14 protein-coding genes are annotated in these 16,073 nt (G+C 61.0%); 5 read left to right on the top strand and 9 right to left on the bottom strand.

Annotation, left to right across the window (positions count from 1 at the left end; translation table 11 throughout):
* Positions 1-111 precede the first annotated feature (111 nt).
* The gene (gene zwf / locus AC3B5Q_RS25675) at positions 112-1,554 is read right to left on the bottom strand and encodes a glucose-6-phosphate dehydrogenase (protein ID WP_021785290.1); all 1,443 of its coding nucleotides are present in this window, start codon (positions 1,552-1,554) and stop codon (positions 112-114) included.
* A 103-nt stretch (positions 1,555-1,657) separates the two neighbouring features.
* On the opposite strand from zwf, the gene hexR reads away from it, so the two are divergent.
* The gene (gene hexR, locus AC3B5Q_RS25670; RefSeq protein WP_003253273.1) at positions 1,658-2,524 is read left to right on the top strand and encodes a transcriptional regulator HexR; all 867 of its coding nucleotides are present in this window, start codon (positions 1,658-1,660) and stop codon (positions 2,522-2,524) included.
* 195 nt (positions 2,525-2,719) lie between these two features.
* Positions 2,720-2,938, top strand: a complete 219-nt coding sequence (locus AC3B5Q_RS25665; RefSeq protein WP_061405728.1) for a PA3496 family putative envelope integrity protein — start codon at positions 2,720-2,722, stop codon at positions 2,936-2,938.
* Here AC3B5Q_RS25665 and AC3B5Q_RS25660 read toward each other — a convergent pair.
* Positions 2,880-3,842, bottom strand: coding sequence for a LysR family transcriptional regulator (locus AC3B5Q_RS25660; RefSeq protein ID WP_021785289.1), 963 nt, complete (start codon positions 3,840-3,842; stop codon positions 2,880-2,882). The genes AC3B5Q_RS25665 and AC3B5Q_RS25660 overlap by 59 nt on opposite strands.
* Before the next feature lie 189 nt (positions 3,843-4,031).
* Between AC3B5Q_RS25660 and AC3B5Q_RS25655 the strand changes: the two genes are divergently transcribed.
* Positions 4,032-5,447, top strand: a complete 1,416-nt coding sequence (locus tag AC3B5Q_RS25655; protein ID WP_003253279.1) for an acetyl-CoA carboxylase biotin carboxylase subunit — start codon at positions 4,032-4,034, stop codon at positions 5,445-5,447.
* A gap of 11 nt (positions 5,448-5,458) precedes the next feature.
* Positions 5,459-7,267, top strand: a complete 1,809-nt coding sequence (gene oadA / locus AC3B5Q_RS25650) for a sodium-extruding oxaloacetate decarboxylase subunit alpha (RefSeq protein ID WP_021785288.1) — start codon at positions 5,459-5,461, stop codon at positions 7,265-7,267.
* Between the two features lie 160 nt (positions 7,268-7,427).
* On the opposite strand, the gene AC3B5Q_RS25645 is transcribed toward oadA, so the two are convergent.
* Genes AC3B5Q_RS25645 through AC3B5Q_RS25635 form a run of 3 tightly spaced genes read right to left on the bottom strand, consistent with a single transcriptional unit; the run spans position 7,428 to position 9,195 of the window.
* Positions 7,428-8,099: a GNAT family N-acetyltransferase gene (locus AC3B5Q_RS25645; RefSeq protein ID WP_103469561.1), complete on the bottom strand. Its 672-nt coding sequence runs from the start codon at positions 8,097-8,099 to the stop codon at positions 7,428-7,430.
* A 7-nt stretch (positions 8,100-8,106) separates the two neighbouring features.
* The gene (locus tag AC3B5Q_RS25640) at positions 8,107-8,553 is read right to left on the bottom strand and encodes a GNAT family N-acetyltransferase (RefSeq protein WP_021785286.1); all 447 of its coding nucleotides are present in this window, start codon (positions 8,551-8,553) and stop codon (positions 8,107-8,109) included.
* A 12-nt stretch (positions 8,554-8,565) separates the two neighbouring features.
* Positions 8,566-9,195: an FMN-binding negative transcriptional regulator gene (locus AC3B5Q_RS25635; protein ID WP_021785285.1), complete on the bottom strand. Its 630-nt coding sequence runs from the start codon at positions 9,193-9,195 to the stop codon at positions 8,566-8,568.
* Between the two features lie 89 nt (positions 9,196-9,284).
* Between AC3B5Q_RS25635 and pdxR the strand changes: the two genes are divergently transcribed.
* Positions 9,285-10,814 (top strand): MocR-like pyridoxine biosynthesis transcription factor PdxR, encoded by a 1,530-nt coding sequence (gene pdxR, locus AC3B5Q_RS25630; protein ID WP_021785284.1) that lies wholly within the window; start codon positions 9,285-9,287, stop codon positions 10,812-10,814.
* Between the two features lie 31 nt (positions 10,815-10,845).
* Here the strand turns inward: pdxR and AC3B5Q_RS25625 are convergent, their stop codons facing one another.
* From AC3B5Q_RS25625 to aspA, 4 genes are all read right to left on the bottom strand, one after another.
* A complete protein-coding gene (locus AC3B5Q_RS25625) occupies positions 10,846-11,949 on the bottom strand; it encodes an extracellular solute-binding protein (RefSeq protein ID WP_275966559.1) in 1,104 nt (367 codons plus the stop codon).
* Complete coding sequence (locus tag AC3B5Q_RS25620) at positions 11,949-12,992, bottom strand: histone deacetylase family protein (protein WP_103469563.1); 1,044 nt, start codon at positions 12,990-12,992, stop codon at positions 11,949-11,951. Before AC3B5Q_RS25620 ends, AC3B5Q_RS25625 begins: the two co-directional genes overlap by 1 nt.
* Positions 12,993-13,289: 297 nt before the next feature.
* Positions 13,290-14,282 carry an AraC family transcriptional regulator gene (locus AC3B5Q_RS25615; protein ID WP_021785281.1) on the bottom strand — a complete coding sequence of 331 codons (993 nt, stop codon included), beginning with the start codon at positions 14,280-14,282 and terminating at the stop codon, positions 13,290-13,292.
* 231 nt (positions 14,283-14,513) lie between these two features.
* A complete protein-coding gene (gene aspA, locus AC3B5Q_RS25610) occupies positions 14,514-15,938 on the bottom strand; it encodes an aspartate ammonia-lyase (protein ID WP_028697462.1) in 1,425 nt (474 codons plus the stop codon).
* Between the last annotated feature and the right edge of the window lie 135 nt (positions 15,939-16,073).

The following is a 16,073-nucleotide window of genomic DNA, read 5'->3' as shown; positions in this document are numbered from 1 at the left end:
CAAGCTGGCTGACGCATGGTCAGTCAATGGCCTTCAAGGCAAAGGACTTCGCCCCTTTGAACTTTATCTGCGCCTGTTTCAGATTGAAGGTAGCGTCAACGCGCAGGTAATTCAGCCATGCCAGTGCCTGCCATGCCTGGCGAGCAGGCTGTTGGCTTGCTCGGGCCCAGAACTGCCAGCCGGGTAGGGGCGGGGCGCCTGGAAGTGCTCTTCACAGCCCTTGATGATTGGATCTACCCAGGCCCAGGCTGCTTCCACTTCATCGCGGCGCATGAACAGTGTCGAATCACCTTCTAGCACATCCAGCAGCAAACGCTCGTAGGCTTCCCAGCGGCGAGTCTGGCTGAACACCTGGGCCAGATTAAGGTCCAGCTCCACGGGCTCCAGGCGCATGCCCTTGCCTGGGCTCTTGGTCATCATGCGCAGGCTGATGCGTTCGTCCGGTTGCAGCTGTATCAGTAGCTGGTTTACCTGGCCGCCACTGAACAGTTCGTGAGGCACTGGCTTGAACTGGATGACGATCTGCGAAGCGCGCCGCGCCATGCGTTTGCCGGTGCGCAGATAGAAGGGCACGCCCGCCCAGCGCCAGTTGTCGATGTGCGCCTCGATGGCCACGAAAGTCTCGGTATCGCTGTCGTTGTCGACATCCTTTTCAAAGTAGTAGGCCGGCACTTCCTGGCCGCCGATACGCCCGGCGCCATATTGGCCGCGTACTGTCTTGTCCTGCACATCCTGGCCAGTGATCGGCTTGAGGGCGCGCAGAATTTTCACCTTTTCGTCGCGTACCGCTTCGGCCTCGAACTGCGCAGGTGGCTCCATGGCCACCAGGCACAGCAGTTGCAGAAGGTGGTTCTGCAGCATGTCGCGAATAGCCCCGGCGCGATCGTAGTAGGCACCGCGGTTTTCTACGCCCAGCGTCTCGCAAACGCTGATCTGGACATGGTCGACCTGGTTGTTGCGCCACACCGGCTCCAGCAGGGCATTGGCAAAACGCAGGGCCATCAGGTTCTGCACGGTTTCCTTGCCCAGGTAGTGGTCGATGCGGAACACCTGGCTTTCTTCGAACACCGTGCCAATCGCTTCATTGATGGCAGTGGCGGATTCCAGCGAATGGCCGATCGGTTTTTCCAGCACGATGCGCGCTTCGGTGTCGGCCAGTCCGGCAATGCGCAGGTGGTTGGCAATCGGCACGAACAGGTTGGGAGCGGTGGCCAGGTAGAAGATGCGCGTCAGCCCACCGGGTTCGCCCAGGTAGCGTGCCAGGCGGCCGAAGTCGGCGCTTTGTGAAGCATCCATCGGGAAGTAGTCGACCCGTGCAGAAAACCGCTGCCACACCTCCTCGTCGAAGTCGCTGCGGGCAATCTGCGCGCGACAATGGCGTTCGGCAAGTTTCAGGTAGTCGAGGCGTGGCAGGTTGCGTCTGGCCAGTGCGATGACCCGCACGGCAGGGTTCAGACGGGCCTCGCGAAACAGGTGGTAGAGCGCCGGAAGCAATTTGTGCAGGGCCAGATCACCGGTGCCGCCGAAGACCAGAATGTCGCAAGGAATAGTCAAACCGCCACTCTCCACGTTCGTTTAACTGGGCGGGTTGGCGTCCATGTAGTATAACTACAAGAAAGCTACAACCCGGCAAGCCGATCATAACCGAGTCCAGCCTGTGAATCTGTTGCAACATATCGCCCAATCGCGCCACCTGCTGCGCAAATCGGAACTGAAAGTGGCCGACCACGTGCTGCTCGACCCGGCTGCCGTCATGCACAGCTCCATGGCCGACTTGGCGCACAGCGTGGGTATCAGTGAGCCGACCATCGTGCGTTTCTGCCGGGCCATTGGCTGCTCGGGTTTCCAGGACCTGAAGCTGAAGCTGGCACAAAGCCTGGCTGCAGGGGCCAGTTTCGGTCAGTTCGCCATCCACGAAGATGACTCGGTCGCCGACTACAGTCTGAAGATCTTCGACACCACCCTGCACACCCTGATGGAAGTGCGCGAGCACCTTGATCCGCAGGCGCTGCAACAAGCAGTGAGCGCCATGGCCCAGGCGCAGCGGGTAGAGTTCTATGGCTTTGGCGCGTCCGGTGCGGTTGCAGCCGATGCCCAGCACAAATTCTTCCGCCTGCTGCTCAGCGCGGCAGCGTATTCCGACCCGCACATGCAAGCGATGTCGGCGGTTACCCTGAAACCGGGTGATGTGGCGGTGTGTATTTCCCAGTCGGGCCGTTCCAAGGACCTGCTGATCACCGCCAACCTGGTGCGTGAGAGCGGCGCCAACCTGATTACCCTGTGCCCCAGCCAGACGCCGCTGGCCGAGCTGTCGACGGTCAACCTGGCGATCGACGTGCATGAAGACACCGAGATCTATACCCCTCTGACCTCGCGTATTGCCCACCTGGTGGTGATCGACGTGCTGGCCATGGGCGTTGCCATGGCGCGCGGGCCTAGTCTGGTCAACCACCTGAAGAGCGTGAAGCGCAGCTTGCGCAGCCTGCGTCTGTCGCCCAAGTCGATCAAGGCTACAGACGACTGAATTCAACCTGTACTGGCCTCTTCGCGGGCTTGCCCGCTTCCACAGGTACTGTGCGCCTCTATAAATCGGTGCAATTCCTGTGGAAAGAGGCCGGTACAGGCCGTGAAAATTCACGATTCTGTCACCATTCCACCGCAAAACGGTAAACCATCAAGGCCAGTCTGAAACTCCCGCATCCTATCTGGGAGACAGGCAATGGCTCGTGACTTCGACGGTACGTACCAACCCAACGCCAAGGCTCGCAAGCAGCAGGAAAAGGATCAGCGCCGCATGGAATACCGCCGCGCGATCGAAAGCTATTGCGACCAACGTCAACTGCTCCGCGACCTGGCGGACTACCCTGAGCTGCAAGCACTCACGGTATGGCAGTCATCGGCGGCAACTTCCCCGAAAAACGTTCAACAAGCGCGCTGATCAATGCACGTTCGCCGCGGATGAATGCCAGGAACGCCAAGGCCACCGGCGACTGCCGCTTGGCCTTGGCCTGCACCACGCACCAGCTACGGTACAGCGGCAGTTCCTCGACCGGTAATTCCTTCAGCACACCGGTGGCCAGTTCCAGGTTGACTGCGTGACGGGTCAGCAGGGCGATCCCCAAGCCGGCGATCACGCATTCGCGCTGGGCATCGGCCGAGGCTACCTCAAGCGTCTGGGCGAAATGCACGCGCTTGTCCTTGAAGTACTCTTCGCACGCCTTGCGTGTTCCCGAACCCTGCTCGCGGACTAACAGGGTATGAGGCTCCAGGTCCTGCATGCGCAACTGCTCCAGCTTGCACAGCGGGTGGTTCGGCGGGGCAACCGCAACGATCGGGTTGTTGAGGAACGGCAGAAACTCCAGGCCCATGTCTTGCGGCACCATCGACATGATGATCAGGTCGTCGCGGTTATCGGAAAGGCGGCGGATGGCTTGGGCGCGGTTGACTACCGTCAAGGTCAGGTTGACCTCCGGGTGACGCTGCTTGAAGGCGGCGAACAGGTGTGGCACGAAGTACTTGGCACTGGACTCGATCGCCAGTTTCAACTGACCCTGCAATGAGCCCTGCATGTCCGACAGCTGCATGTCCAGGCTTTCCAGGCGCCCGAAGATATCGTGGCTGGCGCGCTGAAGGGCCTCGGCCGCCTCGGTCAGGTATAGCTTCTTGCCCACGTACTCGAACAGTGGCTGGCCGATCAGCTCTTCGAGCTGGCGAATCTGTAGACTAACGGCGGGTTGCGTCAGCGCCATCTCCTCCGCAGCACGGCTGTACGAGCGCAAATCGCACACCTCATTGAAGATCTGGAGTTGACGCAATGTCATACGCATCAAGGACTTACGCATTTTAATCGGCTCTTCGGCAACACCCTGTTACCCAACTATAAGCTTTTACTAATACAGCCTCTAACAAATATTGATTTTTGTTTATCGACCTACAGCGCTAGGGTGAATACGCGACTGGCCAGCAACGTCTGGTCACGCGCCGACCGGTAGAACCGGCTCGACTGTTCCTACGGCTTTGGGAAGACTCCAGTGATAAAAAAAATCCTGATCGCCAACCGAGGTGAAATCGCAGTTCGGATCGTGCGTGCTTGCGCCGAGATGGGCATTCGCTCGGTAGCGATCTTTTCCGACGCCGACCGGCATGCCTTGCACGTCAAGCGCGCTGACGAAGCCCACAGCATCGGTGCCGAGCCGCTGGCCGGTTACCTGAACCCGCGCAAGCTGGTGAACCTGGCTGTGGAAACCGGCTGTGATGCCCTGCACCCGGGCTATGGTTTCCTTTCGGAAAACGCCGAACTGGCAGAGATTTGCGCCGAGCGCGGGATCAAGTTCATTGGCCCGGCCGCCGACGTGATCCGCCGTATGGGCGACAAGACCGAAGCGCGCCGCACCATGATTGCCGCCGGTGTGCCGGTAACCCCGGGCACCGAAGGCAACGTTGCCGATATTCATGAAGCCCTGAGCGAAGGTGACCGCATCGGTTATCCGGTGATGCTCAAGGCCACCTCCGGTGGTGGCGGCCGCGGTATTCGCCGCTGCAATAGCCGTGAAGAACTGGAACAGAACTTCCCGCGGGTAATTTCCGAGGCGACCAAGGCCTTTGGTTCGGCCGAAGTGTTCCTGGAGAAGTGCATCGTCAACCCAAAGCACATCGAGGCGCAAATTCTCGGTGACAGCTTCGGCAACGTAGTGCACCTGTTCGAGCGCGACTGCTCTATCCAGCGCCGTAACCAGAAGCTCATCGAAATTGCCCCGAGCCCACAGCTCACTCCCGAGCAGCGAGCCTACATCGGCGACCTGGCGGTGCGTGCGGCCAAAGCGGTGAATTACGAGAACGCCGGTACTGTGGAGTTCCTGCTCGCCGATGGCGAAGTGTACTTCATGGAAATGAACACCCGGGTGCAGGTGGAACACACCATTACCGAGGAAATCACCGGGATCGACATCGTTCGCGAGCAGATCCGCATTGCCTCGGGGCTGCCACTGTCGGTCAAGCAGGAAGATATTCAGCACCGTGGCTACGCTTTGCAGTTCCGTATCAATGCTGAAGACCCGAAAAACAACTTCCTGCCCAGCTTCGGCAAGATCACCCGTTACTATGCCCCCGGCGGCCCAGGCGTGCGTACCGACACGGCGATCTACACCGGCTATACCATTCCGCCGTTCTACGACTCCATGTGCCTGAAACTGGTGGTGTGGGCGTTGACCTGGGAAGAAGCCATGGACCGCGGCCTGCGGGCCCTGGACGACATGCGCGTGCAAGGGGTGAAGACCACCGCCGCGTACTACCAGGAAATCCTGCGCAATCCGGAATTCCGTAGCGGCCAGTTCAATACCAGCTTCGTCGAAAGCCACCCTGAATTGACCAACTACTCGATCAAGCGCAAACCCGAAGAGCTGGCCCTGGCCATCGCTGCCGCCATCGCCGCCCACGCAGGCCTGTGAGGAACCCCATAATGTCCAAGAAAATTCACGTAACCGACACGATCCTGCGCGACGCTCACCAGTCCCTGCTGGCCACCCGCATGCGTACCGAAGACATGCTGCCGATCTGCGACAAGCTCGACAAGGTTGGCTACTGGTCGCTGGAAGTCTGGGGTGGTGCCACCTTCGACGCCTGCGTGCGCTTCCTCAAGGAAGACCCGTGGGAGCGCCTGCGCAAGCTGCGTGCAGCGCTGCCCAACACCCGCCTGCAAATGCTGCTTCGCGGTCAGAACCTGTTGGGCTACCGCCACTACAGCGACGACGTGGTCAAGGCCTTCGTCGCCAAGGCTGCGGTTAACGGCATTGATGTGTTCCGCATTTTCGACGCCATGAACGACGTGCGTAACCTGCGCGTGGCAATCGAAGCGGTCAAGGCCGCCGGCAAGCACGCCCAGGGCACCATCGCTTACACCACCAGCCCGGTACACACCATCGAAGCCTTCGTGAAGCAGGCCAAGCAGATGGAAGCCATGGGTTGCGACTCGGTGGCGATCAAGGACATGGCTGGCCTGCTGACCCCGTTCGCCACTGGCGAGTTGGTCAAGGCGCTGAAGGCTGAACAGTCGCTGCCGGTGTTCATCCACTCCCACGATACCGCCGGTCTGGCTGCCATGTGCCAGCTCAAGGCCGTGGAAAATGGCGCCGACCACATCGACACCGCCATCTCCAGCTTCGCTTGGGGCACCAGCCACCCGGGTACCGAGTCGATGGTTGCTGCACTCAAGGGCAGCGAATTCGACACCGGCCTGGACCTGGAGCTTCTGCAGGAAATCGGGTTGTACTTCTATGGCGTGCGCAAGAAGTATCACCAGTTCGAAAGCGAGTTCACAACGGTGGACACCCGCGTGCAGGTCAACCAGGTACCGGGCGGCATGATTTCCAACCTGGCCAACCAGCTCAAGGAGCAGGGCGCCCTTAACCGCATGAACGAAGTGCTGGCCGAGATCCCGCGTGTTCGTGAAGACCTCGGCTTCCCGCCGCTGGTCACCCCGACCTCGCAGATCGTCGGCACCCAGGCCTTCTTCAACGTGCTGGCGGGTGAGCGCTACAAGACCATCACCAATGAGGTGAAGCTGTACCTGCAAGGTGGTTATGGCAAGGCCCCGGGTGTGGTCAACGAACAACTGCGTCGCCAGGCTATCGGCAGCGAAGAAGTGATCGATGTGCGCCCGGCTGACCTGCTGAAGCCGGAAATGGCCAAGTTGCGTAGCGACATCGGTGCCCTGGCCCGTTGCGAAGAGGACGTGCTGACCTTCGCCATGTTCCCGGACATTGGCCGCAAGTTCCTCGAAGAACGCGAAGCTGGCACGCTGACGCCTGAAGTTCTGCTGCCGATTCCGGAAGCCGGTGCCGTGGCTGCCCCAGGTGGTGAAGGCGTGCCGACCGAGTTCGTCATCGACGTTCACGGCGAAACCTACCGCGTCGACATCACCGGTGTGGGCGTTAAGGCCGAAGGCAAGCGTCACTTCTACCTGTCGATCGACGGCATGCCGGAAGAAGTGGTATTCGAGCCGCTCAACGAGTTCGTCAGCGGTGGCGGTAGCAAGCGCAAACAAGCTACTGACCCTGGCCACGTAAGCACCACCATGCCAGGGAACATCGTTGATGTGCTGGTCAAGGAAGGTGACATGGTCAAGGCCGGCCAGGCGGTCTTGATCACCGAAGCCATGAAGATGGAAACCGAAGTGCAGGCAGCCATCGCCGGCAAGATCGTGGCCATCCATGTGGCCAAGGGTGATCGCGTGACGCCGGGTGAGATCCTGATCGAGATCGAAGGCTGATTTAAGCCCTCATCTACAAGTGGTTAACCTCTGGGGAGCGGTTGCTCCCCTTTTTTTGTGCCGGATTCACTAGCCTCTTCGCGGGTAGTCCACCTCATGACGCGCATCCCCCGCAGGAGCGGGTTCATCCGCGAAAAGGCCAGCTGATTCAGCACACCGTTCAACCTTTGCGGCACACCTCAAGGCTATCCACCTGGCCACCCGGCTGCTGGTTCTCCTCGCTCAGCCATCGCTCAAACCCGGCAGCTACCGCCGGCCATTCATCATCGGTAATCGAGTACCAAGCCGTATCGCGGTTATGGTCCTTGACCACCAGGTGCTTGCGGAACACCCCTTCGTAGACGAAGCCGAATCGTTCTGCCGCGCGTTTGGAGCGGGCATTGGCGTTATTGCACTTCCACTCCAGTCGTCGATTACCCAGCTCGAAGCCCAGCTTCCCCAGCAGATACACCGCCTCGGTACCCTTGGGCGTGCGCTGCATGGCGGCGCCGAAGGCGATGTGCCCGATCTCTATTCGGCCGTGGTCAGGCACGATCGACATCAGGCTGAGAATGCCTTGGGCCTGGCCACTGGCGCGGTCGATGACAGTATAGAAAAGCGGGTCGCGGCCAGCAGCATTGCCTTCCAGCCAGCGGTCAAAGGCGGCACGTTCGGCGAACGGGCCGTAGGGCAAGTAGTCCCACAGCACCGGATCGGAGGCCGGCCCCTGCAGCACCTCCCAGAGGTCTTCGCCATGGCGCTCTGCATCGAGCTTCTCCAGGCGGATGAAGCGGCCTTCAATTGGTTCGGCCTTGGGGGTGGCGGCGGGTTTCCAGTTCAATGCGTCTGTCATGTTCGACCTACAAGCCTTTGCGGAATTGGATGAAACCCGAGCGCTCTGCAACCTGCTGGTACAGGCTGATGGCAGTGGCGTTGGTTTCGTGGGTCAGCCAGTGCACCTTGATGCAGTTGTCGGCCTTGGCAGTGGTGTAGACGTACTCGATCAGCTGTCGACCAATGCCCAGGCCACGTTGCGTGCTGTCCACATACAGGTCCTGCAGGTAGCAGGAATTCTCGATGCTCCAGTTGGAACGATGGTAGATGAAGTTGACCATCCCCACCGCCTTGCCGTCGACCCAGGCCAGTGCCGAATGGGTTGGCTCGTTGGGGTCGAGCAAGCGTTGCCAGGTGCTCAGGCTGATGGCATCGGCCAGTTTGGTCTCGTAGAAGTGCAAGTAGGCCTGCCACAGGGTGTGCCAGGCGGCGTGATCCTGGGCAGTGACAGGGCGCAGAGTAACGCTGGTCATGGGGCTATTCCTTCAGGCTTGGCGCATGTGCGCCGCGAGTTGTTTGTCCAGTTGATCGGGGCTGGCGGTCAGGCCTTCGCGCACGCCAGCGACGTCTTGCCCGGAGCGGTTCTGGCTGAGCTTGCGTGCACCTTGAAGGCGCGCAATGGGCAGGCGGATGCCGACGATGGCACGCAGCATGCCCTCGATGTAGTCGGCAGGTGCATCGGTGACTTTCCATGGTTCGCTGCGACCCTGTTCGTGGCGGTCGGTCAGGCGGCTTACGATAGCCAGTAGCGGCTCGGCCTCATGGATGACTTCGGCCGGGCCATAAGCGTGCACCGCCAGGTAGTTCCAGGTCGGCACCACCTTGGGGTTATCGGCCTTGCTTGGGTAATAGCTGGGGCTGACATAAGCATCGGCGCCGGGGAATACCAGCAGCGCTTCTGCGCCTTGCTGCAGGTCTTGCCATTGGCGGTTGGCCCGGGCCAGGTGAGCATACACAGTGCCGTAAACGCCCTCGGCGGTATCGACCAGCACCGGCAGGTGTGTGGCCAGAAGGCCCTGCTCGCCTTGGCTGATCAGAACGGCCAGGCGGGTGTCTAGCATGTGCTGGTGCAGGCGGGTGAGGTCGTGTTCCTGGTGGGGCTTACTGGTGTACATGGCGGGATCCTTGTCGAATGGCTCCATCCTAGGCAGGCTATTGGTTCTATGTAAGAGCCATTTATGCCTGTTTTGATAGGTCCAATACCATGAGTGAGTCCCCCCTCATACTGCCTTTCGACCCTGCCGGGATCGCCCTTGATCGCCGCCGCGGGCTTAGCCAGCAGCTGTATCAGGCGTTGCGAGCACGGGTACTGGATGGGCGTCTGAGCAGTGGTACGCGGCTGCCGGCCACGCGCGACCTGGCTGCCATGTTGGCGCTTTCACGCAACAGCGTGGTGCGCGCCTATGATCAGCTGTATGCCGAGGGCTTCATCGAAAGTCGGGTCGGCGATGGCACTTACGTTAGCCTACTGCCCAAACTGTCCACAGAAGTATCCACAGGGTTATCCCTATGCTTATCAACAGGTTTATCCACATTTCCTGAAGAAAATACTGAGGATTTATCCAGCGAGAGACTTTTCCGTGAGCCTCTGCAGCGCCTGAAAAGCAACCATTTACCACCTCCCAGAAGTGGCGCGCCGCGTGCATTTCGAGTCGGCATTCCGGCATTCGACCTGTTCCCGTTTGACGTATGGGCCAAGCTACAGGCGGGTTTCTGGCGCAACCCGTCCCCTGCGCAACTGGGCTATGGTGACCCGGCAGGTGAACCGGCTTTGCGCGATCTGATTGCGGCCTACTTACGCCGCTCGCGGGGGCTGAACTGCACAGCTGAACAAATTGTGATCACAAGCGGTGCGCAGCAGGCCATCAGCCTTTGTGCACAGTTGCTGCTGCAATCGGGCGACGGTGTGGCTGTGGAAAACCCAGGCTATCGGGCGGCCGCGCATGCCTTCACGCTCGCGGGGGGGCGGGTGGTTGGCGTACCTGTGGATGAAGACGGGCTGGACTGCGACCGGCTCGAACAGTTGACGGATTGTCGGCTGACCTATGTCACGCCTGCGCACCAATACCCGACCGGGGTGACCATGAGCCTTGCACGTCGCCTGGCATTGCTGGCCTGGGCTGAACGCAGTGGCGGCTGGATCATCGAGGACGACTACGACGGCGAGTATCGCTACAGCGGTGCCCCGCTGGCCCCGCTGGCGGCGCTCGACCGGCACGGGCGGGTGCTGTATGTCGGTACTTTCGGCAAGATAGCCTTCCCGGCGTTGCGTCTGGGCTACCTGGTGCTACCACCAAGTCTGGTGCAGGCGTTCAGCCAGGGCAAAGCGTTGGCGGTACGGCATTCGGAGGTCAGCAGCCAGTGCGTGATGGCCGAGTTCATGGCGCGAGGGCATTTTCAGCGGCATATCCGCCGCATGCGCAAGGCGGCGTTGAAGCGGCGCGATGTGCTCATGGCCGGTTGGCCTGTGGATATTCCGGGGTTGGGCGCAATGCTGGAAGTGGCGGCTGGGCTGCATGTGAAGGTCGATGTGGATAACTTTGCTCGGGAACAGGAGCTGGTGGCCAAGGCCGAGGCGGTGGGGGTGGAGGTGACGCCACTGAGCAATTTCTGGTTGGCGGACAGCGAGGCGCCTGTGGATAAACGGGCAGGCCTGGTGTTGGGCTTTGCTGCGGTGCCGGAGGGCGAGATAGCCGAGGCCTTGATGAAACTACGCAAAGTCTGGAGAAAATGAAGGGGGCTGCAAAGCAGCCCCCGGTTCAATATCAGGTACCGGACTTTATCCGCGTCCAGGCGCGGGTCCTGGCCCGTTCGGCATTTCGTGTCAAAGGCTTGAGGGTATACAGCTTGGCCATCGCCTCTGCTGTCGGATACAGGTTGGGGTTGTTGCGAATCGTCGGATTCACCTTGTCGGTCGCATCCTTGTTCGGGTTCGGATACCCGACGAAGTCGCTGATCGGCGCAATGACCTCTGGCCGCAGCAGGTAGTTGATGAAGGTATGCGCATCCTCCGGGTTGGCTGCGCCCTTTGGAATCGCCAGCATGTCGAACCAGATTGGCGCGCCTTCCTTGGGCAGGCGCATGTCCACCACCACGCCGTTGTTCGCCTCGCGGGCGCGGTTGGCAGCCTGCGAGAAGCTGCCGCTGTAGCCCACCGCCACGCAGATGTCGCCATTGGCGATATCTGCCATGTACTTCGAGGAGTGGAAGTACGTGATATGCGGACGAATCTTCAGCATCAGCGCCTCGGCCTTCTTGTAGTCGGCCGGTTTGTCGCTGTTCGGCGGCAAGCCCAGGTACTGCAGGGCCACCGGTAGAATCTCCGACGGCGAGTCGAGCAGGGCCACGCCGCACTGCTTGAGCTTGGCGATGTTCTCTTCCTTGAAAATCAGGTCCCAGCTGTCCACCGGCGCGTTGTCGCCGAGTGCAGCCTTGACCTTGGCCGGGTTGAAGCCGATCAGCACGGTGCCGTACATATACGGCACGGCAAACTTGTTGCCCGGGTCATTGGCTTCGATCAGCTTCATCAGCGCCGGGTCCAGGTGTTTCCAGTTTGGCAGCTTGCTGCGATCCAGCGGCTGGAACACCCCGGCTTCGATCTGTTTGGCGAGGAACACGTTGGACGGCACTACCACGTCATAACCGGAGTTGCCGGTTAGCAGCTTGGCCTCCAGCGCCTCGTTGGTGTCGAAGATGTCGTACACCAGCTTGACGCCACTGTCCTTCTGGAACGCAGTCAAGGTCTGCGGGGTGATGTAATCGAACCAGTTGTATACACGCAGGGTACGCTGCTCGGCTTGTGCGTGTAGCGCGCCCGCGAACAGGGTGGCAGCGATGAGCGGGGCGAGCAGACGTTTGAGTCGGACCATTATCGGGCTCCTGGCTGGGCGCGCTGGAAGCCTTCCAGCACATTGACCGCGTTGATGCCGATTTCTTCCACAGCGTAGCCGCCTTCCATCACGAACAGGGTCGGCTTGCCGAGTTGACCGATGCGCTTGCCCATTTCCAGATAGTCCGGGCTGTCCAGCTTGAATTGCGAGATGGGGTCGTCCTTGAAGGTGTCCACACCCAGGGAGATGACCAGCACGTCGGCGTCATAGCTGGCGATGCGCTTGCAGGCATCTTCCAGGGCTGCGCTCCAGGCGGCCCAGTCGCTACCGGCCGGCAAGGGGTAGTTGATGTTGTAGCCCTCGCCTGCGCCTTCGCCGGTTTCATCGGCATAGCCTAGGAAGAACGGGAATTCGTCCTGCGGGTCGCCGTGGATCGAAGCGAAGAACACGTCGTCGCGGCTGTAGAAGATGTCTTGGGTGCCGTTGCCGTGGTGGTAGTCGACGTCAAGGATGGCGACCTTGCTTCGGCCTTGGTCGAGGAAGGCCTGGGCGGCGATGGCGGCGTTATTCAGGTAGCAGTAGCCGCCCATCACTTCACCGGCAGCGTGGTGTCCTGGCGGACGGCACAGGGCGAACGCCGCATGGGCGCCTTGCTCAATCGCTGCCTGTGCGGTCAGGGCAACTTGCGCAGCACTATAGGCCGCCTGCCAGGTACCCGCGGTGATGGGGGCGCCGGCATCGAAGCTGTAGTAACCCAGTTCGCCATGCAGGCCGGTCGGTTTGACCTGGCGCAGTGTGCGGGCCGGCCAGGTGAAGGGCAGCAGGTCACCCTCGTGGCCCAGTGCAGCCCAGCGGGCCCAGGCGCCTTCGAAGAAATTCAGGTAGTCGGCGCTGTGGATGCGCAGCAACGGCGCACGGCCGAAATCGGTGGGGCCCTGGATATCGCCGAGGTCGCGTTTTTTCACCTGGTCGAGCACATGGTCGGCGCGCGAAGGCATTTCGAAACAGGGCATCAGCTTGCCATCGATCAGCTCGCAGCGGCCGTGGTGCAGGCGGTGGTCATCGGAATAGATCGTCAGCATTGTTGTTCTCCGGTGGGGACTGGCGTGGGTCCATTGTTACGGGCTGATCAGCAGGGGAGAACGACGCAAACGGCCAAAAGGGGATCGATGTGGCCAAGGTCTATGGCCAGATGGGCGGTGACCTATCCCAGCCCCGTCGCGGGTAAGGCAGCGGCGGCAACGGTGAACGGCCTTTGGGCATTGGCCGGCAGGTCCGGCCCTTTCGCGGGTGAACCCGCTCCTACAATGGCCACCAAGGCGTCAGGGGTTGTGACGCCCCTGTAGGCGCGGGTTTACCCGCGAAGAGGCCAGAACAGGTCAACCACGAAAATGGCTGGGCGCCACGCCACTCCAGCGCTGGAAGGCATGCCGAAAACTGGCCGTCTCACTGAACCCCAAAGTCTCCGCAATCCGGTAGATCGGCATCTGTTCATCGGCCAGCAACTGCTTGGCCCGCTCGAACCTCAGTTCGTCCAGCAGTTGTTGATAACTGCAGCCCAGCGCCTGCAAATGCCGACGCAGGGTGCGCGACGAGCAGTTCATCTGCCGCGCAAGCCCTTCCAGCCCAGGGGCTGCGTCCAGTTGCTGCGCCAGCAGCTGGCGAATCCGTCCCAGCCATGCCTGGCGACCGGTGAATTCAAGGTTCAGGCGCCGGCAGCGCTCGCTCATGGCTTTGTGAGTAATCGGGTCGGCCAGCGGCAGCGGCATATCTAGCCATCGCCGTTCGAAGGCAAAGGCATTGTCCTCGGCGGCGAAACCGATCGGGCATGGAAACGCTCCGGCATAGAGCGCGTGGTAACCAGGGCGAGGGTGTTCAAAGCGTGCGCCAAGCAGCGGCAACGGACGGCCAAGCAGGTCGTCGCAGATGACTTTCAGCGACACCAGGCAGAACTCGGCGTTGAAAGCGCTCAGCGCCGGGCTGTCCTGGTAATCGCTGGCGCTGAACCAGACACGTTGGCCGTCGTCGAGCAAGCGCAGCTTGAAGACTGTTCCCAGCAGTGCCGGATATTGCAGCGCCAGGCGTAAGGCGTCACCCAAAGTGGCACTGGAGAGCAGCGCGTAACCGAGCATGCCGTAGCACGACACATGCATGCGCTGGCCCAGCTCCAGGCCAATGTCCTCGCGTCGGGCCACCGCATTGGCGCAAACCTGCAACTCCTGCTGTGTGGTGATGCGCGCATCGGCATGCCCCAGGTCTGCCGGGCCAATGCCGCTGCCGGCCAGCAGCGCTGAAGCCTCGCAACCGTCTGCCTGGAAGACGTTGAGAATCAGCGAAACTGCGTTGAGGGTGGTCAGGTGGCTGTGCAGCATGCTGGGTAATCCCGTGGGGCTGGGACGCATTATGGAGCAAGTTGTGTGCCGATATCCGGGGCTGCAGGTAAACCACATACTCTGCAGGCGCGGTCTGGTGTCGCGAAGGCCCGCAAAAGCGGCCCCCAAAACCTTCAGGCAAAAAAAAGGCCCGAAGCAAGCGCTCGGGCCTTGGAAAGGTTGAGAGGTGTCTAGTCCCTCGACCTGGTGAGACTGTTTACAGCGGCCTGATTACGCCTTCAGCGGAACCAGACGTGGAGCGATCATGTTTTCCGGACGCAGGATGTCGTCGAGCATCGCGTCGTCCAGCAGCTTCTCTTCGCGCACCAGTTCCAGTACGCCGCGGCCACTTTCCAGGGCAACGCGGGCGATACGGGTGGCGTTTTCGTAGCCGATGTACGGGTTCAGTGCGGTAACCAGGCCGATCGAGTGCTCGACCAGTTCGCGGCAGCGCTGTTCGTTGGCGGTGATGCCGACGATGCAGTGCTCGCGCAGCATGTCCATGGCGCGTTGCAGCAGGCGGATCGAGTCGAAGATCTTGTAGGCGATCAGCGGCTCCATCACGTTCAGCTGCAGTTGGCCACCTTCGGCGGCGACGGTCAGGGCCAGGTCGTTGCCCATGATGGCGAAGGCCACCTGGTTTACAGCCTCTGGAATAACCGGGTTGACCTTGCCTGGCATGATCGAGCTGCCTGGCTGACGCGCCGGCAGGTTGATCTCGTTGATGCCGGTACGCGGGCCGCTGGACAGCAGGCGCAGGTCGTTGCAGATCTTCGACAGCTTGACCGCTGTGCGCTTGAGCATGCCGGAGAACAGCACGAAAGCGCCCATGTCGGAGGTGGCTTCGATCAGGTCGGCAGCCGGTACCAGCGGATGGCCGCTGATGGTAGCCAGGCGCTGTACGGCCAAGGCCTGGTAGCCAGGGTCGGCGTTGATGCCAGTACCGATGGCGGTACCACCCAGGTTGATTTCGGTCAGCAGTTCCGGAGCCAGCGAGCGCAGGCGCTGCAGGTCTTCGTTCATGGTGGTGGCGAAGGCGCGGAATTCCTGGCCCAGGGTCATTGGTACGGCGTCCTGCAGCTGGGTACGGCCCATCTTCAGTACGTGGTCGAATTCTTTACCCTTGGCAGCAAAGGCCTGGATCAGGCTATCAAGGCTGGCCAGCAGCGCGTCGTGACCCAGCAACAGGCCCAGGCGGATTGCGGTCGGGTAGGCGTCGTTGGTCGACTGCGCCATGTTCACGTCGTTGTTCGGGTGCAGGTACTGGTACTCACCCTTCTGGTGGCCCATGGCCTCCAGCGCAACGTTGGCAATGACTTCGTTGGCGTTCATGTTGGTAGAAGTACCAGCGCCGCCTTGGATCATGTCAACTACGAACTGGTCGTGGTAATCGCCTTTGATCAGGCGGGCGCAGGCTGCAGAAATGGCAGCGTGCTTGGCATCGCTCAGGTGACCCAGCTCACGGTTGGCGTCGGCAGCGGCCTGCTTGACCATGGCCAGGGCCACGACCAGCTTCGGGTAGTGCGACAGCGGAACACCGGAGAGGTGGAAGTTGTTGGCAGCGCGCAGGGTCTGGATGCCGTAGTAGGCATCTGCAGGAACTTCAAGGGTACCCAACAAGTCTTTTTCGACGCGGAACGATGCAGCAGAGGACATGATGTATATCATCTCGATTTTGACCCGGCACCTGCCGGAATGGCGCCAATCCTAGGCCTGAAGGTGTTTTTGCGGCCAATGCTATTGCACGCTAACCTATGCACAAACGGCATAGTGTTTCATGTGACGCCAATT

The organism is Pseudomonas sp. D5(2026) (assembly GCF_057766845.1).
Note: the sequence above shows the minus strand (reverse complement) of the source record. Positions and strands in the feature narration are given on the sequence as shown.